General features: G+C 62.6%; 11 protein-coding genes. 5 read left to right on the forward strand and 6 right to left on the reverse strand.

Translation table 11 applies throughout. The annotated features are described in order from the left end of the window. Positions 1 to 35: 35 nt before the first annotated feature. The 3 genes from ACUN9V_RS04185 to ACUN9V_RS04195 all read left to right on the forward strand — a co-directional run bounded on the left by ACUN9V_RS04185 (position 36) and on the right by ACUN9V_RS04195 (position 3732). Entirely contained in the window at positions 36 to 1073 is a 1038-nt protein-coding gene (locus ACUN9V_RS04185) for a glycosyltransferase family 1 protein (protein ID WP_445510453.1), read from the forward strand. A 39-nt stretch (positions 1074 to 1112) separates the two neighbouring features. Beyond that, positions 1113 to 2129, forward strand: coding sequence for a phytanoyl-CoA dioxygenase family protein (locus tag ACUN9V_RS04190; protein ID WP_445510454.1), 1017 nt, complete (start codon positions 1113 to 1115; stop codon positions 2127 to 2129). A gap of 268 nt (positions 2130 to 2397) precedes the next feature. Continuing rightward, a complete protein-coding gene (locus tag ACUN9V_RS04195) occupies positions 2398 to 3732 on the forward strand; it encodes a glycosyltransferase family 2 protein (RefSeq protein WP_445510455.1) in 1335 nt (444 codons plus the stop codon). 145 nt (positions 3733 to 3877) lie between these two features. Here ACUN9V_RS04195 and ACUN9V_RS04200 read toward each other — a convergent pair whose 3' ends face one another. The 6 genes from ACUN9V_RS04200 to ACUN9V_RS04225 are packed head-to-tail and all read right to left on the reverse strand — an operon-like array spanning position 3878 to position 18626. Further along, entirely contained in the window at positions 3878 to 5200 is a 1323-nt protein-coding gene (locus tag ACUN9V_RS04200; RefSeq protein ID WP_075561190.1) for an aminotransferase class I/II-fold pyridoxal phosphate-dependent enzyme, read from the reverse strand. Continuing rightward, positions 5197 to 12891, reverse strand: a complete 7695-nt coding sequence (locus ACUN9V_RS04205; RefSeq protein ID WP_445510456.1) for an SDR family NAD(P)-dependent oxidoreductase — start codon at positions 12889 to 12891, stop codon at positions 5197 to 5199. Before ACUN9V_RS04205 ends, ACUN9V_RS04200 begins: the two co-directional genes overlap by 4 nt. Before the next feature lie 39 nt (positions 12892 to 12930). Continuing rightward, the gene (locus tag ACUN9V_RS04210) at positions 12931 to 14526 is read right to left on the reverse strand and encodes an LTA synthase family protein (protein ID WP_445510457.1); all 1596 of its coding nucleotides are present in this window, start codon (positions 14524 to 14526) and stop codon (positions 12931 to 12933) included. After that, positions 14523 to 15305 carry an SDR family NAD(P)-dependent oxidoreductase gene (locus ACUN9V_RS04215; RefSeq protein ID WP_445510458.1) on the reverse strand — a complete coding sequence of 261 codons (783 nt, stop codon included), beginning with the start codon at positions 15303 to 15305 and terminating at the stop codon, positions 14523 to 14525. The genes ACUN9V_RS04210 and ACUN9V_RS04215 overlap by 4 nt, the downstream gene beginning before the upstream one ends. Next, on the reverse strand, positions 15302 to 16564 hold the full coding sequence (locus ACUN9V_RS04220) for a capsule biosynthesis protein (protein WP_246837633.1): 1263 nt from the start codon (positions 16562 to 16564) through the stop codon (positions 15302 to 15304). Before ACUN9V_RS04220 ends, ACUN9V_RS04215 begins: the two co-directional genes overlap by 4 nt. A 1-nt stretch (position 16565) precedes the next feature. Further along, entirely contained in the window at positions 16566 to 18626 is a 2061-nt protein-coding gene (locus tag ACUN9V_RS04225; RefSeq protein WP_445510459.1) for a capsular polysaccharide biosynthesis protein, read from the reverse strand. A gap of 737 nt (positions 18627 to 19363) precedes the next feature. Here ACUN9V_RS04225 and cysD point away from each other — a divergent pair. After that, positions 19364 to 20281, forward strand: coding sequence for a sulfate adenylyltransferase subunit CysD (gene cysD / locus ACUN9V_RS04230; RefSeq protein ID WP_083627667.1), 918 nt, complete (start codon positions 19364 to 19366; stop codon positions 20279 to 20281). Further along, entirely contained in the window at positions 20281 to 22194 is a 1914-nt protein-coding gene (gene cysN, locus ACUN9V_RS04235; protein ID WP_445510460.1) for a sulfate adenylyltransferase subunit CysN, read from the forward strand. The genes cysD and cysN overlap by 1 nt, the downstream gene beginning before the upstream one ends. Positions 22195 to 22217 lie beyond the last annotated feature (23 nt).

Genomic DNA, 22217 nt, shown 5'->3' on the forward strand with positions numbered 1-22217 from the left:
CGCGATCAGGCCGTTGCGTCACTCGAGGGCCTGGTTTGAAGCCGTATTTACCGTGTCGGTGGCTGGTGTTGAGCGACGGCGCGCATCCGACGGAAGATATCTATTTCAGCCATGTTGCGAAGTGGTTGGCGTCTCGTGGCTATCGAAGCGCCTACGTCGATACCCGCGAAATCTCGCCGTGGCGCTACTGGCCCTGGCAAGGATATGCCTGGCATCGCGCGAACGTGCTGGTTACGCGCTCGCTCAAGGAGCCTTGGCTGGGCTGGCTGGAGCGGCATCGCGACTGGTTCGGCGAGATCTATTATCTGCTCGATGACGATCTGCTGGCCGCGGCGCGGGATCTTTCCGTGCCCGAAGAGTATCGCCTACGCATGCGCGATCTGGTCTGCAATATTCAGCCCAGGCTTTTTGCGCTGGCGGATGAGGTGGTCGTCTGTAGCGAGGCGCTGGCAACCGTGACGCGACACCACCATTCTCGCGTATCGGTGCTGACACCGTCGTTGATTTCCGAATTGCCGGACCTCGACCATCACAAGCGCATTCGCCGCGATATCGGGTTTCATGGCACGCGTGCGCATATCGGCGATCTGGAGGCGATCACATCCGCGATCCAGGCCGTTCATGGACACTATCCACAGAGCGATTTCGAGATCATGCTGGGTGACAATACGCCCGATTCGCTCAAGGCGCTGGAGCGAGTCGAGTGTCCGACGGCGCTGAAATGGCGCGAGTTCCTCGACTATCAGCGAGGGCGGCGATTACATATCGGCCTCGCGCCTTTGTGGCCCTCGGCTTTCAATCGGGGCAAGTCCTGGATCAAGGTGTTGGATATCGCGGTCATGGGTGGGGTGGGTATCTACAGTGCCCGTCCCCCATACTCCGACGTTGTGACTGATGGGGAAGATGGCCTGTTGGTCGAAGATGACCCGCTGGCCTGGCAGTCGGCGCTGGAGCGCCTGTTGGACTACCCGAGCGATACCGAGCGTATGGCGAAAGCCGCAGGCAAGACGGCTGCCGACATCGGCAATACGGTGCAGGCGCAGGAATTCTGGTGGCAACGGACCAAAGGGTAGCTTGGCGATACTGGCTTCAACAGTGAGAGGCTACACGGCATGAAATTCTGGACTCGATATCCGCTCTGGCTCGGTGAACTTTTCACCGGGGCGAAATCGTTCAAGGCCAACCCCATCATCGGTAGTGAGCGGTTGAACCGCTACGGTCTGCACGCCGGTCGGGTATGGTCCGCGTATTGGCTTTCCCGCCTTCGTATGGCGTGGTTCGCACCTGGCGTACCCAAAGCGGATCGCGCGCATTTCCGACAGTACGGCTATGTGCTCAAGGAAAACTATCTGCCCGAGCAGCAGTTTCAGGCTCTGATCCAGGAAATTGGCGCTTTCGAGGGCGAAATTCGCGAGTGCTGCCAGGGTGACACCAACACGCATCGGATTCTGCTGGCGCCAGAAGTCGTCGATCAACTACCGATGGTCAAGGCGGTACTGGAAGACTCCAAATTGAAGCGGCTGTTCCGCTACTGCGCCGGGCATGCGCGCCTGCCGATCTGCCATATCGAGAATGTGCACAACGGCAGTCGGGATAGCGTGACGGAGCGCGACCCGCAGAAGAATCTGCACGTCGACACCTTTCAGCCGACGATGAAGTTCTGGCTCTATCTCGAAGACGTGACCGACGAGAATGGTCCATTCGTTTTCGTGCCCGGTTCCAATCACCCGCATCGTGAGCGGTTGAAGTGGGAATACCAGATGAGCCTGCGAGCCAAGGAACACGCGGACCGTTATACGGCGCGCGGCTCATTCCGGGTGAGCCAGGAGGAAGCCGAACGGCTGGGGGTTTCCGGGCCGCAGCCGTTCCGGGTCAAAGCCAATACTCTGTTGATCGCCAACACTTTCGGTGTTCACGCCAGAGGCAATGCCGAGCCAGGAAGCTCGAGACTGGCGCTTTGGGGCATGAGCCGGACCAATCCGTTTCTGCCGTTGCCGGGGCTAGGGTTCGGTTATTTCAATCGCCTGCAGTATCGCGTGCTTCAGCGTATGCGTCGTCAGGAAGACGCCAGGGCTGCCGCCAAGGGGGGGCAGTCCTCCTGGCACGTGATCGAGCAAAGACGAATCTAGATTTCGCACAAATTTCATTCGTTTTAAAACAAAGCCACCTTCGGGTGGCTTTTTTTGTTTCCGGGCTAGGTGTTGGGGCAAGCGCAGACCGTGAAGCTGTCGAGCTGATTCAGGCGCGAAGAATATTACAAGTCGATTAATCAACGAGCTTATTTTGAGCCGGAGAATAAGTGCTAGAGAAACCATCTTGCTGGTTATTTGATGTTCCGCGATGCTGCTTTGCGCTTTTCCCGAATCCAAAGCTGTTTCGGCCCCCCGAATCCGGCTCATGTTAATCGTCGATATTCAGCATCGTTTTAATAACAGCCAAGCGCCGTGGCGCTTGAGGGATCCATTCATGAAACCGCTTTTCAAAGTTTGCGCCGTTGCCAAGGATGAAGGCCCATATCTGGCGGAATGGGTCTTCCATCACCTGCATTTCGGGTTCGATTTTATCCATGTCTATATCAATCGGACTTCGGATGCTTCGGCCGCGGTACTTGAAAAAATCAATCAGTCACATCCTCAGGTGACGTTCGAGTTCATCGATTGGGTCGATCTCTGCGATCCCGGCGTTAGTAGCAAATTGCAGACCATTGCCTACGCCAGGGAGCTCGACCGGTCCCGGCAGCAGGGCATGGATTGGCTGCTGTTTCTGGATATCGATGAATTCTGGACGCCCGACGACTTCGCTACGCCCGTTGATCGCTTCGTGGCTCGAACGTCTGGTGACCAGAAGCCGGCGCCTATCTGCCACCTGTGGCACTGTGAACTGGGCCAGCACGCGCCGTTTACGCCCCTTCAACGAGGCGCAGGCTACGAGTTGTCTTCGCATTTGAAGACGCTGATTCCGCTCGACGGTGTCGAGATAAAGCACGTGCGGGTTCATCATCCGATTTTTGGAAAATCGGTGGTGCCGGTTGGCGCGGATGGCGAGCCGATGGTTTTCGACGAAAAGCAGCCTGAGCTGGCAAATCGCGCTGCCATTCGCCCCATGAGTGCCTATGTCATTCATCGAATGTATCGTTCAGAGGACGAATACATGGCGATGATGCTGCGTGGCAGACCCTCCCAGAGAAAGCAGTTGAAGCTGAATCGACCGGGTTACCGATCGCACCGGAACGTGACCGTGCGCCACCGTTTCTTCTGGCCCGAACATCCATTTCAGGATTACGATCTGGCCCGCCGCAGCTTCCTGGAAGCGAACGATATCGACAGTATCATCCGCGATGATCGGCGCGCGATTCTCAACAGGGCGAAACTCGCCGTATCGATGATCAAGGAGCTACTGGAAACGCCGGATCGCGACCGCGCCGTCGCCTTCCTGAGAGGCACCCGCCACGCCGTCGTGGCCAGCGACGAAGCGCCGGCTCCCGCACCGGCGGCGATTCAGCCTGTCGCCTTCGAAGGGCAACTCCCGTCCCGATCAGTCCAGGCCGCGCCGGATCATCCCGAATCGGTTCATCCAGAGCCAGTTCAGATAGATTTGACGCAATCAGAGCCGACGCTTTCCGAGTCGGTTCGTCCAGAGCCAATTCAGGCCAAGCGCGCGGCCGAGATGTTACCCGTCGGTGAAACGAGGAGACGGCGTTCCTGGTTTGCAGCGCTGGTAGGGAGGTCTTAAATGAGCGGATATCAAGAAGAACGATTGCAGGACAAGCGGTAGCTGGCGCGTCGAGTTTTCAGGCGCGACTTCAGCAACAAAACGGCCTTGTCATCCATTCGGATAACAAGGCCGTTTTCGTTCTCGCTCTGCCGGTAGCTTGGCGTCAGCCAGTTCGCGCTTTCCACTCGGTCTCCAGCACGTCGAGCGTCTGGTCGATCTGCTCGCGAGTGTGGTCGCAATTGAGGAAGAAGCGCAGGCGCGCGCTTTTCTCGGGCACGGCGGGGTGAAGAATCGGCTGGACGTTGATGTCGTGCTTGAGCAGGGCGTCCGACAGCCCGGCGGCGAGCACGGAGCTACCGACGATCACCGGCACCACCGCGACACCGATGCTCTCGCCGATGTCGAACCCTTTGACCTTGGCCTGCTGCAGGAAGTAGCGCGAGATGTCGTGCAGCCGCCTCAGGCGCTCGGGTTCATCCTTCATGACCTGCAGGGCGGCTAGCGAGGGTCCGGCGACCTGGGCGGGCATGCCCACGCTGTAGAGGAAGCCCGGGGCGAAGTAGCGCAGCATTTCCACCAGTTCCCGACAGCCGGCGATGTAGCCGCCGCAGCCGGAAAGTGTCTTCGAGAGCGTACCCATCCAGATATCGACGTCCGTCGATGGCACGCCGCAGTATTCCCGGAGTCCCAGGCCCTGATCGCCCATTACGGCGAAGGAGTGGGCTTCATCCACCATCAGCCAGGCCTGGTGGCGCTGCTTGATCTCGACGAAGCGCTTCAGGTCCGGGGCGTCGCCGTCCATGCTGTAGAGCCCCTCGATCACCACCAGCACGCGCTCGAATTGGCGGCGATGGCGCGCCAGCAGGTTCTCGAGCGCGGCCGGGTCGTTGTGCGCGAAGCTCATGCGGCGGGCGCCGGATAGCTGCGCGCCGACCACGGTGCTGTTATGGATGTATTCGTCGTGAAGCAGCAGGTCCTTGGGGCCGAGCAGGTAGCCCAGCGTCGACACGTTGGTGGCGTGGCCGCTGACGAAGACCACCGACGCCTCGACCTCGTAGGTCTCGGCGATGGCCTGTTCCAGCTCGTGGTGGATCGGGCGTTCGCCGGATACCGGCCTGCTGGCGGATACCGAACTGCCGTAGCGCTGCAGGGCATCGATGCCGGCCTGAATCACCGCCGGGTGGTGGGCCAGGCCGAGATAGTTGTAGCTGGCGAAATTGATGCATTCGCGCCCGCCGATCACGGTGGTCGCCCCGGCGGTACTTTCGTGGACCTTGAAGAACGGGTCGGGAATGCCGAGCCGCTGGCCGCCTTCGCGCATCATCTTGAGCTGCTGATAGCCCGGATGCCGATCGAAGCGAGTGAAGCGCTCGTCAACGCCAGCAGTCGCCGATTTGGGGGCGGTGTCGCCTTCGGGGCGCTGCTGGCGGCGCTGGCGCGCCTCCTGCAGCAGGCGCTGTTTCAGCGCGTCGCGGGATTGGCTCACGATTTTGCCCCGCCGTCTTCCTGTGATCCATGGCCGTTCTGAAGCACTTGGACACCGTTCTGAAGCACTTCGACGCCGTGCTGAGCGGCCAGACCGCTGAGCGCATCCTCGTCGCTGTCGGATTCCGTATCATCGCCGCGCAGTTTGCCCATCAGGTAATCGCACAGCTTGGCCAGCGTACCAGCTTCACTGAGCACCATCACCGGAACCTGGATGCCCAGGCGGGCTTCCAGTGCGGTGACGAGTTCGACCCCCATCAGCGAGTCGAAGCCCATGTCATAGACGGATTTGTGGATATCGATCTTCTCCTCGTCGATCAGCAGAATCTTGGCGAGTTCCTTGCTGAGCACATCGATCAGGGTGGCGTAGAGCGCTTCCGGCGCCAGACTGGCCAGCAGCTGCTGCAGGTCGTCGTCGCCTTCCTGACTGCCATCGTCCTTGGCCGTGCGGGCGATCTCGCGATAGCGCGGCGCTTCCGCGGTGGGCAGGAAGCGCGCCAGGGCGTGCCAGTCGAGCTCGAGAACACCGAGCGAGGCCACGTCGGCCACCAGCATACGCTCGAGAACGCCCAGCGCGTCGGCGGAGGTCAGTGCCTGACCGCCAAGACGCTCCTGCAGGCTGTCGCGGGTCTGGGTATTGCGGGCCAGGAAGCCGACGTCCTCGATCGCGCCCCAACGGACCACCGTTGCCGGTCGACCTCGGGCGCGACGATTGGCGGTGAATGCTTCCAGCCAGTGGTTGGCGGCCACGTAGCTCGCCTGGCCAGGATTGCCGAACAAGGTAGTGGCGGAGGAGTAGACGACGAAGAATTCGAGCGCATCGCTTGCCGTCAGCGTATCCAGATGACGCGCGCCTTCGAGCTTGGGTGCCATGGCGTGACGAATGCGCGATTCGTCGAGATTGCGGATCAGGCCATCGTCGATGACGGTCGCCGCATGCACGATGCCACGAATCGGCCCAAGGGTCTGACGCGCGTCTTCCAGCACGTGCTCGAGCGCCTGGGCATCGGTCACGTCGCAGGCGCGGACCGCGACCGTGACGCCGAGCGCTTCGAGCCGCGCTACGCCGCTTTTGGCTTCCTCGGTGGTCGCACCACGGCGGCTCAGCAGCAGCAGTTGGCGGGCGCCCTTGGCGGCCAGCCATTCGGCCGTCGCCAGCCCGAACCCGCCGAGACCACCGGTCACCACGTAGGTGCCCGCAGCGTCCAGCGTCAGCGGAATGTCTTTAGGCGCGGCAGCGGCCATCTGCGGCGGGCGTTCGTAGGTGACGACGACCTTGCCGATCTGGCGGGCCTGCTGCATGTAGCGGAAGGCCTCGACTACCCGGTCGCTGCCAAAGGCGATGTACGGCAGCGGCGACAGCGTGCCGTCGGCGAACAGCGCCATCATCTCGGCGAACAGCTCACCGGTCAGCTCGGGCAGCTCGCTCATCAGCTGGTCGGAGTCGACGCCGAAGTAGCTCAGGTTGTTGCGGAACGGGCGCAGGCCGACCTTGGTGTTCTCGTAGAAGTCACGCTTGCCGAGCTCGATGAAACGACCGAACGGCTTGAGCACCCGCAGGTTCTGATTGATCGCTTCTCCTGCCAGTGAGTTCAGCACGACGTCCACGCCATCAACGCCGGTACCTCGGCCGTTGCCGCCGTTCTCCAGGGCCTGTCGTTCAATGACGTTATCGTGAAGAATCTCTTCGGCGAATGTCAGGCTGCGCGAGTCGTAGATGCGCTCGACGCCCAGCAGGCGCAGGAAGTCCTGTTTTTCTGGCGAGCCGACGGTGGCGTAGATCTCGGCGCCCAGCCAGCGGCCGACCTGAATCGCGGCCAGACCGACGCCGCCGGCGGCGCCATGAATCAGCAACCGTTCGCCGGGCTGCACGCGGGCCAGATGCTTGAGCGAGTAATAGACGGTGAAGAAGGTCGTCGGGATCGTCGCTGCGGCGGCGTAGCCGATCTCGGCGGGGATCGGCGCGACGGCGTTGACGTCGGCGATCAGCCGGTCGCTGAAGCTGGCCGGGCCGAAGCCGACCACCGCGTCGCCGGGGCGCAGCGAGCCGTTCGGGTCGCCGACGCTGATCACTTCACCGGCGAACTCCAGACCCAGGGTGGGCCCGGCGAAGCCGTTCTCGATCGCTTCGTCGGAGAGCAGGCCGAGCGCGTACATGACGTCGCGGAAGTTGAGCCCGGTGGCCTTGACCGCGATCTCGACCTGCCCGGGCTGCGGGGCGGGTAGATCATGCGGCTGCCAGCGCAGATGGCGCAGCTGGCCCGGCAGTTCGAAGCCGAGGCTGACGGCGCGATCGCTGGCAGGTTCTTCGGTGCCGACCGGCGTGCCGGGCGCCGCTGCCAGACCCAGCCTGGGTACCCAGCGCTGACCGTCGGTATCCAGCACGATCTCGGTTTCGGCGTCGGGTGCGCTGAGCTCGAACAGCAGCGCATCCAGCACCTCGTGGGGAAGCGAATTCCGGCTCGAGAAGGGAAGATCCAGCAGCCGTACCTGACGATTGCCCGCCTCGTTCTGTAGCGAACGACCGAAACCCCATAGCGCTGCATCTTCGGGGAGCATGGAAAGTGCTGCATCTTCGGGCAGCGTAGAGAGCGCAGCATCCGCAGTGGTGTCGGACGGCTTGGAGAGCTCGGGTAGTGAAGACGAATCGACTGCGGCACCGGGCAGGGTAAGCGAATTGACTGCGGCACCGGGCAGTGTAGAAAAATGCGCTCCCACGCCCAGGGTGATCCACCACAGCGCGGCGTCACTTCCTGCCGATTCCAGCGTCTGCAGCCACTGGGCGGCCAGCACGCAGCGATCTTCCGCTGCGGTTGCCAGCCCACGCAGGTCGACGATCTGGCTCGGGCTGATGCTCTCCAGCGCCAACGGCAACAGATCCCCGGGGGCCAGTTCACTACCGGCCAGGTGCAGTACCGGTTCGTCCAGCGAGCCGAAACGTGTCACCAGTGCGGCGGCGAGCCACGCTGAGGCATCGTCGCTGATCACCAGCCACTGTTCGGAGGACTGGGCTTCGGTGTGCCCGGCAGCGCCAGTGTCGGACCGTGTTTCCTCGGCCGCCAGCGGCGCCTGGGCGGTCAGCAGCTGCAGGCCGCCCTGTTCGTTTTCCAGCGTATGCCGCTCGACCTGACGATAGCCCAGCACGTTCAGCTGCTGGATGACGCTTTCGAGATCAGCCGGGCGCGACTGGGGTTCCATCGGCAGCGACAGGAACGACTGCCAGTCGGTGTCCCCCAGCGCCAGAATCGCGATCTGGGCGTCCTCGGCCAGCTGTGGCGGTAGCCACTGCAGCAGTGTGTCGATCTCGCCCTGGGTGCCATCCAGCGTTACCAGCGCGACGTTGGCGCCGATCTCTGGCGCGGCGGCACCGGGCGTCAGCAGGTCGACGCGCGGATCGTGTTCGGCCAGAGACTCCGCATCGCTCAGCGCGCTGTCTCGCAGCGCGACGAAACGATACTGGGCACGATCGCCTGGAAGACCGCTCATCAGTCGTTCGCCGAGCTGCGGACGCAGCGCCGAGGCTTCGAGCATGATCAGACGCTGATGGGGCGGCAGCAGCTCGAGCGACATGGCGTATTGCGCCAGCCAGGTCTCAGCCAGCGCGTGCCAGCCGCGCTCGCCGACGGCGGTTTGCACCAGTCGGGTCAGGCGCGGCGCGTCCAGCGCCAGCGTGGCCCGGCTATCAAAATGATCGTCGAGGCGCTCTTCGAGCCAGTCCGTCAGATGGAGACCGAAGCGGCCGATGCTGTGGGTCAGCGCGGCGTAGTCCGGGTAGTCCCGGATCAGCAGATTCCAGACCGTCGGCGCGTCGATATCCGGGGTTTCCTGCAGCTGCCAGCCGGCCGGCGTTTCCGACACGATGCCGGTGGCCAGCGCCAGCTCGATCAGCGCATGACGGCGCTGGCGGGCTTCGGTCGCTCCGGCATCAAAACGCCCGGCGAGCAGTTGCCCGTCGCTATCGGCGTAGCCCCGCAGCGCCTCGTCGAGAAATGCGGAAACCAGCGTTTCCAGTAGCGGCTCGACTTCATTGCCATAGCGGCTTTCGGTCACGCGACGATAGTTGTCGACCAGTTGAGCCAGCGCCAGCTCGGCGGTGGCCTCGTCCAGCGGCAGCGCGGCGGCTTCGCGCGGTGCCGGCACCAGGCGATGATCGAGGTAGCTCAAGCGATGCTGAACGGCGTGACGCAGTCGGGCGGCCTTAAAACGCGCGCCTTCGACCACCGCCACGGCATTGCCGGCGGCGTCGAACAGCGCCACGTCGGCGCACAACGAGTGCGGGGCGCGGCTGGTCAGGCGGACTTCCATCGACGCCGGCGGCGCGGCATCGACCTGGAGCTGCAGGCGTTCCAGACGCACCGGCACGAAAGCCAGGCCGCCGGCTTTGGCGAGTTCATCGGCCAGCAGCGGGATGAAAAGCTGAAAAGCGCTGTCGAGGATACCCGGCGCCAGCAGGCAGTCGCGCTGATCCTCGGCAATCGCCGAAGGGAGATCGATGCGAGCCATGGCACGATCTCGTTCGATCCAGACCTCGCTGATCGCCTGGAAGCCGGGGCCGTATTCCAGCCCGACGTGAGCGGCCATCGCCAGATGCTGCGCTCGCGTGACGTCCGCCGGCCGGCTCGGCAACGGCGTGCCGCGACGTGTCAGCAGCAGGCCACGGGTCTGCACGGCGATGCGGGCGCGGGCGTTGAGCGTCCAGGCGTCGTCGCTCGCCGGCTCGCGGGTCTTCATGGTCAGGGTGCCGTCGGCGTCCTGAATTTCCACCTGCATCTTCTTGCCATGGGTGGCATCCAGCAGCAGCGGGCTGAGGATTTCCAGCGCTTCGATATCCAGCAACGGTGACGCCTTGGCGGCCGCTGCCGCGGCGAGCGCGAGTTCGGCGAAGCCGGCCCCCGGGAACACCGTGGCGTCGCCGACGCGGTGATCAGCAAGCCACGGAAGGCGGCGAGTATCGAGCTGGCTTTCCCACGCCATGCCTTGACGTGGCAGACGATAGCCCAGCAACGGATGTTCGTAGTGCCGCGCCATCAGGCCCTGGGAGTCGCCAGTCGTCTTGACCCAGTAACGCTCACGCTGCCATGGGTAGTGCGGCAGGTCGACGAAGTGCCCGATGACCGGGAACCACGCCCCGGGAGAAACGGCGCCGCTGACCAGCAAACTGGCCAGGCTGGACTCCATGGCGCTGGCGCCGTCGTTGTCGCGGCTCAGCGTGGCGATGACCTTGCCGGTAACGGATTGCGCGGTGAGCGCATCGGTCAGGTAACGCCGCAGGATCGGCTGGGCGCCGATCTCGATGAAGGCGCGGGCACCGGAGTCGATCAATGAATCGATCGCCGGCGCGAACTGGACCGGCTCGCGGATATTGAGCCACCAGTATTCCGCACCCAGTTCGCTGCCCGCCAGCGCCTTGCCGGCCACGGTAGAAAGGAACGGAATGCGGGCGTCGCGGGGTGCCAGATGCGCCAGCGCGTCGATGACGTCCTGGCGGATCGAATCCATGGCGGGGCTGTGGAAGGCGTAATCCAGCGCCAGGCGCTTGGCGAAGATACGCTCGCCGGAAAGCGCCGATTCCAGACGCTCCAGCGCTTTCGTCGGGCCGGCCAAGGTCACGCCCTTGGGGCCATTGACGCCGGCGATCACGACCTCGGCATGCGCGGGGTCTTTCAGCCATGCCTGCATCGCTTCGGCGCCGAGGCCGACGGCGGTCATTTCGCCACTGCCACGGGTACGCCCCTGACACGCGCTGCGGTGATAGATGACGCTGACCGCTTCGGCGAGTGTCAGGGCGCCACAGGCCCAGGCCGCCGCAACTTCACCCACGCTGTGGCCGGTCACGGCGGCGGGATGCACGCCTTCGGCTGCGAGCACACGGGTCACGCCGACCTGCAGCGCGAACAATGCCGGTTGGGCGATCTCGGTGCGAGCCAGCCGCTCGTCACCGTCGGTCGAATTCTGTTGATTGGAACCGTCCAGCTCGGCACGCAGCGAGAAGTCGGCATATCTGACGAACAGCGCGTCGACTTCGTCGACGGCGGCGGCGAACACCGCCGATTCACTCAGCAGCGTGCGGCCCATCGCTTCCCACTGGCAGCCGTTGCCGTCGTAGACGAATACCGGGCCGTAGCCGGTATCGACCCGCTCGCCGACGGCGGAACCGGGCACGCTCTCGGCGGCAGCCAGGGCGTCCAGCCGGGTAATCGCATCGGCGGCGTTGTCGATCAACAGCACTGCGGCGTGGGGATGGCTCTCGCGACGGAAAGCCAGGCTGTAGGCGGTGTCGTAGAGCGACACGCCGCCCGCGGTCAGGTTGTCGCTGAGGCGTGCCGCGAACTCGCGCAGGGCTTCCGGGCTGCGCGCGCTCAGGCACAGCGGCAGTCGACGCACGGGTGCATCGACGGCCTCGGATGCCGGCGTTTCGAGCGCAGACTGTAGGATGACGTGCGCATTGGCGCCGCCGAAACCGAACGAGTTGATGCCGATGGTCAGCTGGCCTTCGGCCTTCAGCTTGCGCGGCTTGTCGACGATGTCGAGATTCCAGCCTTCGAGGTCGATCCGCGGATTGACCTTGCGAATGCCGATGGTGGCCGGGACTTCGCGCTCGCGCAGGGCATACAGCGCCTTGGCCAGGCCGGCAACGCCGGAGGCGGTTTCCAGGTGACCGAGGTTGCTCTTCACCGAACCGATCGGCAGCGGCGTCTTGCGCTTCTGGCCGATAGCCGCGCCAATGGCGCGGGTTTCCAGCGGATCACCGACCGCGGTGCCGGTGCCGTGGGCTTCCAGATAGTCGATATCGTCCGGCGTCAGCCCGGCGCGTTCCAGGGTCTGGTTCATCAGCGCGACCTGGGCGTCGGGGTTGGGGACCGTCAGCCCCTTCTTGTAGCCGTCGGTGTTGACGCCGCTACCGGCGACCACGGCCAGTATGCGATCGCCATCGGCGACGGCCGTGTCGTAATCCTTGAGCAGGAAGATCCCGCCGCCTTCGGAACGCACGTAGCCGTCACCGGCTTCGTCGAAGACCTGACAGCGCCCGGTGGGCGAGAGCATGCTGGCCTTGGCGAAGATGATGAAGCCGAACGGATGCAGGTGCAGGCTGATGCCACCGGCCAGCGCCATCGTCGTTTCGCCGCTGCGGATCGACTGGCAGGCCTGGTGAAAGGCGACCAGCGACGAGGAGCAGGCGGTATCCATCGACATGCTCGGACCGTGCAGGTCGAACAGGTAGGAAATCCGGTTCGAGGCGATGCTCGAGGTATTGCCGGTCGCCGTCGAGGTGTCGATCGCCGACATGTCGTCGGCCATGCGATACGAATAATCGAGACTGGCAATGCCCAGGAACACGCCGCACTGGCTGCCGCGCAGCGCCTGCGGCGGGATGCCGGCGTCTTCCATCGCTTCCCAGGTCATTTCCAGCAGGATGCGCTGCTGCGGATCCATCTGGGCGGCTTCACGCGGCGAAATACCGAAAAAGCCGGCATCGAAGCCGGAAATGTCGCCGAGGCTGCCGGCGGCAAAAGTATAGCTGGTGCCCGGATGTTGCTTGTCCGGGTGACGATAGGCTTCCAGGCCCCAGCGGTCTTCGGCGACCGTGGTGACGAGGTCTTCGCCGGTCTTGAGCGCTTGCCAGAAACGTTGGGATGTCGGGGCGCTCGGAAAACGGTGAGCCGCGCCGATGATGGCAACGCGTTTGGTCATTGGGACTCCTTGCTTCGTAGCGCGCGGGCTACGCCTTTCTCAATTCGCACCAAGCTTGCCTGCGTGGTCGATAATTCTGTCGTAGATTGTGGTTCCCAGCTTATCGGCTGGGAGCGTCATCCGCACGTTATCCCCTGAACGGGGCGCTGTCTGCCAGATGAAATAGTTCGTGAAACCATCCGGCTCGCCATGCTGTGCGTAGACTTTCGGCATGATCGGCACATGGTCGCCGTAGAAACCCAGAATGCCGTGCCGGCTGCTTTTATGAAGCTCGTTGTTATCCTGCAGCTCGCTGTTTTGTTGCAGAGAGTCCCTGAGTCGTTCCAGCATACTATCGGTATTGCGTAGATGCCTCAGATAAACCGTTAGCTCTTCGCAACCGGGAGTAACGCCGCCTTCGACCCACCGCTCGGCAATGGCCGGGTCCGGCGTTTCGAGATGGAGCGGGCCGTGATTCTCCATGCTGATCACGAAGATGAACAGCGGTTTTTCGTCCGCCGTTGCCAACTGTTTCTGAACCCGCTCTGCCAGCGCCAGATCGCCGGTGTACTGACCGTCGCGCTCGCTGAGATCGAAATCGGCGATATCGATGAAGGTGTCGAACCCGAGATTAGGGTAGACCCGATCGCGCAGGTAGAAACTGACGGGATACGGATGGATACAAACCGTGCGATAGCCCAGACGTTTGAGGGCGCCGGCGAGATTGTTGACCGGCAGCTTCGAGAGCTGGTGGTAAGGATTGAAACGATGCACGCCGAGCCGTGACGGGGTGAATCCGGTCAGGACCGCGCATTCGGTGCGCACGGTATTGGCGCCCCAGGCGGGCACGTCGAAGCGTCCCGACTGCAGAGATTCGGCCATCAGCGCATCGTATTCACCCAGCAGTTCGCGCCGAATGTCCGGGTGCCAGTCGCGGGGATCGAAGAAAGATTCGCTTTGAACCAGCACGACATTGGGCAGCGTAGCGGGATCGACGGGTTCGGATTCCAGATCCCAGGGGGCGGCGAAGGCGCTGTCGTTGTCGTCGCGGTCGATGGGCAAGCGAGTCATGCGTCCATAGGCCCAGAGATAGGGATAGAGGCCGAGTCGCACGAGATCCTCGTTGGGTTCCAGCGTGCATGCGGGCAGCCGGGGCAGTTGCCAGCTCAGCACGGCGACGGCAGCCGCGGTCAGCGCCAGCGTTCCCGCCAGCGACCAGGGCGCGTCGGCGTGACCGAAGAGCGACGGCTCGAGCCAGAAACCGATGCCGATGGCGATGGCGCCGGCCAGGCTGGCGCCAATCGTCAAGCCGACACCAAAAAACGGGATATAGAGCCGCGGATGGCGAATGGCGTCGATGAAGTATTCGAAATCCTGGCACAGGAAGGGCTCGCGCAACGATGTTGACTTGGTGTTGTTGACCTGGATCACCACCATCTGCAATGACGCGGCGATGACCAGCGCAAACCACGGCCGCTGGACGATCAGAAGCCAGAATGTAAAGTGTAGGGCGGCCGTTGCCAGGTGCACGGCAACCGCGGCTGGCGGGCGTTGCCACAGCGGCTGCGGGCGCGGTTTCAATATCATTTCGCACAGGCTGGTCACCACCAGCGTGGCAATCGCCGCCCAGAACCCGTTCCAGAATCCGTGAATCATCGATGCGCTCCGTCGCCGTGGTCGTGGTCATAACCGAACAGCGTCAGCAGGCGCTGCGAGATCGCCGCCGGTAATACGGCCAGCCACCAGCAGCCGAAATTGAGCGGAAAGGGGAAGCTGATCCTGGCGCGATTCCTTTCGATGCCCTGGGCGATGAACCGGGCGGCGCGCTCGGGCTGCCAAAGAAACGGCTTGGGGCCGGGCATCTCATCGCACATCTTCGAGCTGACGTAGCCCGGCATCACCACGCTGACGCCCACACCGTGCGGCGCCAGCCAGCCGCGCAGCGCTTCGCCGTAGGCCTTGACGCCGGCCTTGCTGGCGCTGTAGCTCGGCGTCACCGGCAAGCCGTGATAGGCGGCCAGCGAGCTCATCAGCACCAGCTGGCCGTGACCGGCGGCGCGCATGCGTTTGCCGAGGTGGTTGCCCATAGCCATCGGCACACGCAGATTGATTTCGAGCAGGCGGCTGGCGTCGTCCCAGTCTTCGCCGCTGGCATCTTCTCCGATATCGATGTTCATGCCGGCATTGACGATCACGATATCCGGCACCGTCGGCGTGCATAGCGTTTCCAGCCAGGCGAACAGGGCATCGTCGTCTTCCAGTGCGACCTGATCCAGCTCGACCTCGGCACCGGCGTGACGACACGTGGCCGCCAGGGTCTCGAGCACGTCGAGCTGGCGGCCATGCAGGATCAGTTGGTTACCCGGCTTCGCGTAGACGGCGGCCAGTGCCTGACCGATGGCACCGGTGGCACCGGTAATGACGACTCGGGTCATGACGCGATCTCATCCATGAGTTGTTGTAAGGGGGAGCGTTCCCGCTGTAACGCCTGAAGGGCGTTTTTCGCCGCCAGGTCGATTCCCGGACGGCAGTAAAACCCGCCGTTGATCTGAACCGTCTGGGCAACGGTCCGGCGGTAGGCCCGGAACAGTTCCGCGTCCGGTTTGGGGACATTGTGCCAGAATTCGTCCAGCGTGCCCTGATGGGTCAGGCCGGCCATGTCATAGACCGGCGAGGCCAGCGTGTGGGTCGGGCAGTCGAAACCGAGCGAGACGTTGCCGGCGGTGCTGTTGACCGTCACCAGTCCGCTGGCGTGCTTGAGCAGTGCCTCGAGATTGCCGCCTTCGAGATAGACGAGGCGGTCGCCCAGATCGTATTCGTGCGTCAGTACCTCGATCAGGCTCGCGTACTGGGCCAGCCCCATGTCGAGGGGATGGTTCTTGATTACCAGGAAGGCATCGCGCGGGGCGTGGTAGGCGAACGATGCGGCCACCTTGCCGATCACTTCCTGCATGTTCTTGTAATCGGAATGGTAGCGAATCTGGGCATCGCTCTTCAGCTGCAGGGGCAGCAGGTAAAACGGCCGTTTGGCGTCCAATAGCGCTTTCACGCGCTCGTTGTCGCGCCGTTTCAGGTACGGCATGCGCATCTTGCGCAGCAGAAAGCCGGCGTATTCCACCGGCGCGGTGACCAAAGCGTGGTTGCGGTAATGCGGGTGGAGAAACGGATTGGCGATCCCCGCCAGATGATAGATCACATCGTGGCGCGCCCGGGTGTGGAACTGGTTGGGAAACGCCATGGGTCGCCCGGCGCTGGGCAGCCGCCTGCCGGCTTCGCGGTACCAGTCCGGATCCCGCGGCAGCAGCGAATGGGCGTTGACGCCTTCGCGCTCCAGCGTCACCCAGTAAGGCCGGAAATAACCTTCCTCGAAGACGTGATTGCGGATACCCCGGCGCCGCGCGGCCAGAATGGCGCGTCGATGCACCGGGCGACGGTCCCCGAAGACGACCTGATCGGTAATTTCGTGGCGATCCCATATCTGCGAAAGATATTCGGGTATGTCCTTCGCCTGTCCGCGGTAGGCGTAGGTATTGCCCTGACGCCAGAAAGCGCTGTCGCCGACGGTGAAATTGATCTTGATCACCTCGTGTCCCGCGGCCAACAGCTGTTCGCCCAGCCGGTCGAAAAACGGCGAGCAGACACCTTGCAGCAACAGAAAGCGTTTGTGCGCGCTGCTCAAAGTCGAAGCACTCAATTCATTGCCTTTGGGAGAACAGGTTGCGGTACAGACGATACAGACGCACACGAAAGGGCAGGCCCGAGCGCTGATCGCGTTGCTGTTGCATCAGCTCGACGGCGGTGTCGGCATTGCAGAATTCGCCGCTCAGAGGATCGACATAGGTCGGATAGATCAGCAGCGCGCCGGCGATCAGGGCATCCAGTGTCAGCTGTCGTTGGCGACGCGGGGAGGATAGCCGATCCTGCGTCAGACCCCAACCGGCATAGAAGGGGAGGCCGTAGGTATGCACATCCACCTCGCGCATCAAGCCTTCGAAGCCCGTCAGCGAACACATGGTATGGATCTCGTCGGCCAGCTCGATCAGATCGATGATGTCGTAGTGAACCAGCTCGAGGTCATAGAGTTCGCTGGCACGCTTGTCGAGCAGACCGACCCGCGCGCCGGAGACCACATCCGGGTGGGGCTTGTAGATGATGAACGCATCGGGTCGGTTGTGCCTGACGGCTTCGAGCAGCGCCTGGTTGGTCTTGATTTCGGGGGAGCCATGCGCGATCGAGGCGTCGCTTTCGACCTGGCCCGGGACCAGCACGATGGGCCGCGAACCCGCTACGCCTTCGGGCAGCGTGGGTAGCGTCTTGCCGCGGACGTTGTATTTCGACAGCTTGAGCTCGGTCAGGCGTCGGCGCAGGCGCTCGGCGCGCGCCAGTAGCGCCGGCTCGAATTCCGTCTCCGTCAGCAGCCGTTCGAGATCGCTTTCATGATTGGCGTCGTAATAGAGCCCGCGTGAATCGAAGGCCAGCGACAGCGGCCGGGTCAGGTCGACCCCTAGCCCGACCGAGCGCACGAACCCATCCTCCATTCGCCACAGTTTGAGTCCGTGCTGACGGCATAGCGCCTTGAGCTCATCGGTGGCCTTCTGGCCCCACACCACCAGACTGTCGCGACCCTCGAGTTCATGGGGCTGCGGCCGGTCGCTCTGAAGGAAGCGCACGCTCGACGCCGGACCGAGAAAATCGGTAATGAAAGCCCGCTTCCAGCTGGAAAAGCCGACTGCCAGCCAGCGTCCGGCGAGGCGATCGCGCTGGCGCTTCTGATCGGCGATCAGATCGATGGTGGCCTCCAGCGTCGAGGGCAGACCGGTGTAGGGGTTGGCATAGCGGCAGTAGCGCAGATAGGCCGCGGCGAAGAGTTCCGGCAGCGAGCGTTGTCGCTGGCGGCGTTCGCAGTGGAGCTCATCGAAGGTCAGTCCCCAGCCGGCATAGAACGGCATACCGAAACAGTGCACCGGCTTTTCCGCCATCAACGCTTCGAATCCCAACTGACTGGTGACCACGTAGACCGCGTCGACAGCGTCGATCAGCGCCCACGGGTTGATGTCGTCGCCGATCAACCGGCAGCGAGGATGTGTCGAGGCCTGAGTCAGATACCCCTGCTTGCGCCCGGCGATGACGTCGGGGTGGGTCTTGATCAGGATTTCGGCGTCCGGATGATCGGCGATCGCGCTCTCCAGCATGCGCTTGAACGAGCTGGCATCGGCCATGCCATGGGTAATCGAGGCGTCGTCGCGGGTCTGGTCGATGACCAAAACCCGCGGCCGATCAGAGGTCGGCAGGGGCCGATCCGGCGCATGGTTGTACTTCGACAGACGACACCGGCGCAGACGCTGCATGGCCTGGCTGGCGCGTGCCAATTCCTCGGTCTCGAAGACGGCCTCGGCCAGCAGTGTTTCCAGATCGGACGGCCGGGTCGCATCGTAGTAGATACCGCTGTAGTCCACGACCAGGCTGTGGGGCTGGGAGTAATGGACGCCCAGCCCCAGCGAGCGCAGGAAGCCATCCTCGATCGCGACATAGGGCAAGCCGCGGCGGGCTGCCATGCGTCTTGCCCGGGTCGATGTGGGCTTCAGTCCCCAACCGAGAATGGCATCCACGGGCTGGCGGCTGCCCGGCTTGAGGCGAACCTGGCGCGAATATTCCGGTAGCAGGCAGCGGATGATGTGCCAGCGTGCCAGGCCCTTGGAGAGGTAGCCGGCCACACGCGGGGAGGACGGTCGCAGAACTGTCGAATCGTTATGCATGGGTCACGAAAAGCCAATGCGGTCCGTCGTCGAAGAGAATTGCGGCATCGCTATTCCTGGGCCGAAGGCCCGACGCGCCGTGAATGTGAAAAGGCGCCAAAGCTACTCAAGTCTGCCGCTTTAGGCAATCGAATGCGCAGTGTACCGCATACCAGGGTGGGCGAGCGCTTTTGCGCTGTAGCGAAATGATAAGAGCAGACATGTCGTGATCACATTCGCAATTGTTAGGTGAGTAGTGAATGCGGCAAATGTAAGCAAACTTTTCTCATAGAAAAATCGATGTTTACGGTATTAACAAATTCACACTTTTCCCGGTGCGGGCGATGTATTTATTTCCTCGCCTTTGTCTCTAAAAACAGGAGGGAGAGCGATTTCAGGCGCTTAACATTTCCCTTTGATGGTTTTATTGAACGTCGTTAATGACGTCCGATTAGCATTTTCTAGACGGGGTTTCTATCGAATATAATCAATAAAAACAATGGTTTACTGAAAGTACTAGTTCGCCGTTTTTTAGCATGATTCCTTCCCGTGTAATGTTTTATTCGACGCACCCCGAAAATGAATTTTGACATTTACATGAGCTTACTTTTGGCGATTTTAATATTTGACTCGAGGGTCTCGTTTGACCGAAAAGGAGTCTCGAAACAACAAATCAAGGCAACGATCGTTGATGTCTGGTCCGTTTCAGGGCCAAGGACTCGGGTTTCGTTACTCTCGATCGGCTGCACGGGAACGTTATGCGCGAACTCACACACAGGGCTCACATGCACCTTCGGCAACTCGAGGCGGAGTCGATCCAGATCATCCGGGAGGTGGTTGCGGAGTTCCGCAACCCGGTAATGCTCTATTCGATCGGCAAGGACTCTTCGGTGATGCTGCATCTGGCGCGTAAGGCGTTCTATCCGGGAACGCCGCCGTTCCCGCTACTGCATGTCAACACCACCTGGAAGTTCCGCGAGATGATCGAGTTCCGCGATCGGACGGCGGCTCAGGTCGGTATGGAACTGATCGAGCATGTCAACGAGGAAGGTCGCGCCGCAGGGATCAATCCGTTCGATCACGGCAGTGCCAAATACACCGACGTGATGAAGACCCAGGCACTCAAGCAGGCGTTGAACCAGTACGGCTTCGACGCCGCTTTCGGTGGTGCCCGCCGCGACGAAGAGGCTTCTCGGGCCAAGGAGAGAGTCTATTCGTTCCGGGACAGAAACCATCGCTGGGATCCCAAGCAGCAGCGCCCGGAACTGTGGAATCTCTACAACGGCAAGGTAAGCCAGGGCGAATCGATCCGGGTGTTTCCGCTCTCCAACTGGACCGAGCTGGATATCTGGCAGTACATCCGTCTCGAGTCGATCTCGATCGTGCCGCTCTACTACGCCGCGCCGCGTCCCACCGTGGTTCGTGGCGGCATGTTGCTCATGGTCGACGATGGTCGATTGCCGCTCGCGGCCGGGGAAGTGCCCGAGGAGCGCTGGGTACGCTTTCGCACGCTGGGCTGTTATCCGTTGACCGGCGCGATCGAATCACGGGCAACCACCTTGCCCTCGATCATTCAGGAAATGCTGCTCACGCGGACCAGCGAGCGCTCCGGGCGTGCCATCGATCACGACGGCGCCGGGTCGATGGAGAAGAAAAAGCGTGAGGGATATTTCTGATGATCCCTCATTCCGCACGGTTCACCCCCAACCTCGAAGGGCATCTCGCCGCGCATCCGGAGAGTAAGACTCACGAGGGCAAGGATCTGCTGCGCTTCATGACCTGCGGCAGCGTCGATGACGGCAAGTCCACTCTGATCGGGCGGCTGCTGCATGACTCCAGGATGATCTTCGATGATCAGCTGGCGGCCCTGACCCGTGATTCGAAGTCGCGAGGCCACCTCGGCGGCGAGCTGGACCTCGCTTTGCTGGTCGATGGACTGCAGGCAGAAAGAGAGCAGGGCATCACCATCGATGTCGCCTATCGGTTTTTTTCCACCGACAAGCGCAAGTTCATCATCGCCGATACGCCTGGCCATGAGCAGTACACCCGCAACATGGCAACCGGGGCGTCTACCGCCGATCTGGCCGTCATTCTGATCGATGCCCGCTTCGGGGTGCAGGTGCAGACGCGCCGACACAGCTTCATCTGCGATCTGCTCGGTATCCGGCATTTCGTGATTGCGATCAACAAGATGGATCTGGTCGGCTACTCCCAGGCGCGATTCCAGGAGATCGTTGCCGACTACCGCGGCTTCGTCAGTCAGCTGGGCGTTTCCGACGTTCGCTATCTGCCGATATCGGCACTGGATGGCGACAACGTGGTCAACTCGAGCCCGCATATGAGCTGGTTCGACGAGCCGCCGTTACTGGCCCAGCTCGAGCAGATCGAGGTGCTGTCGGCGCGCAGCCTGCACGAGCTGCGCTTTCCGGTGCAGTACGTCAACCGGCCCAATCCCAACTTCCGCGGCTACTGCGGGACGTTGGCCGCCGGTGCCGTCGAGGTGGGTGCCGACATTCGAGTCGAGCCTTCCGGCAAGCGCTCTAGCGTCGCTCGAATCGTCACCAATGACGGCGATCTGGACGTGGCGTATGCGGGGCAGTCGGTCACGCTCACGCTGCAAGATGAGATCGATGTCTCGCGCGGGGACGTTCTGGTCGCGGCCAACAGCGACATCGAGCCCTGTACCGCTTTCGTCGCCGACGTGGTGTGGATGCACGAGACGCCACTGGCAGTGGGGCACGAGTACGAATTCAAGGCCGGCGCGCGCGTCGTGCCGGGACGCGTCGTTCGTTTTCTCTATCAGGTCGACGTCAACACCCTCGAGCACCACCCGACCGAGACGTTGCCGCTCAACGCCATCGCCCGCTGTCAGATCGAGGTTGCCGAGCCGCTGGTGCTGGATCGCTATCAGCACTCGCCCGAGACCGGAAACTTCATCTTCATCGACAAGCTGAGCAACCTGACCGTGGGCGCCGGCATGGTGGCCGACGTACTGAATTCGGGCCATGTGGTCTGGCACGACATGGCCGTCACCAAGCACCGGCGCGCAGAGCGCAATCGTCAGAAGCCGAGCATCATCTGGTTCACCGGGCTCTCCGGCGCAGGCAAATCCACCGTTGCGGATGCGCTGGAGCGGCAGCTCTTCGGCATGGGCCACAACACCTACCTGCTGGACGGCGACAACGTTCGCCACGGTCTTTGCCGTGACCTCGGTTTCAGCAATGCGGATCGTCAGGAGAACATTCGGCGCATCGGCGAGGTGGCCAAGCTGATGGTCGACTCGGGGATGCTCACGCTGGTCTCGTTCATCTCGCCGTTTCGTGAAGATCGTCTCGAGGTTCGCCGCATGGTCGAAGCCGGCGAGTTCATCGAGGTCTTCGTCAATACCCCGCTTTCGGTTTGCGAGCGCCGGGATCCCAAAGGGCTTTATCGGAAGGCCCGCCGCGGCGAGATTCAGCAGTTCACCGGTATCAGCTCACCTTACGAAGCTCCCGAGTCACCGGAAATCGAAATCGATACCTCCGCCTGTGATCTCGAGGAAACCGTCAGACGTCTCATCGTGGCGCTGCGTCGCCACCGAATTATCTAGCGGTCATCAATATCCGGAATTCG

The organism is Salinicola sp. V024, assembly GCF_052645315.1.

Bases quoted from the DNA above. Each gene is read 5' to 3' on its own strand.
- ACUN9V_RS04190 (WP_445510454.1), top strand. From the start codon at position 1,113: ATGAAATTCTGGACTCGATATCCGCTCTGGCTCGGTGAACTTTTCACC.
- ACUN9V_RS04195 (WP_445510455.1), top strand. From the start codon at position 2,398: ATGTTAATCGTCGATATTCAGCATCGTTTTAATAACAGCCAAGCGCCG.
- ACUN9V_RS04205 (WP_445510456.1), bottom strand. From the start codon at position 12,891: ATGACCAAACGCGTTGCCATCATCGGCGCGGCTCACCGTTTTCCGAGC.
- ACUN9V_RS04210 (WP_445510457.1), bottom strand. From the start codon at position 14,526: ATGATTCACGGATTCTGGAACGGGTTCTGGGCGGCGATTGCCACGCTG.
- ACUN9V_RS04215 (WP_445510458.1), bottom strand. From the start codon at position 15,305: ATGACCCGAGTCGTCATTACCGGTGCCACCGGTGCCATCGGTCAGGCA.
- ACUN9V_RS04225 (WP_445510459.1), bottom strand. From the start codon at position 18,626: ATGCATAACGATTCGACAGTTCTGCGACCGTCCTCCCCGCGTGTGGCC.
- cysD (WP_083627667.1), top strand. From the start codon at position 19,364: ATGCGCGAACTCACACACAGGGCTCACATGCACCTTCGGCAACTCGAG.
- cysN (WP_445510460.1), top strand. From the start codon at position 20,281: ATGATCCCTCATTCCGCACGGTTCACCCCCAACCTCGAAGGGCATCTC.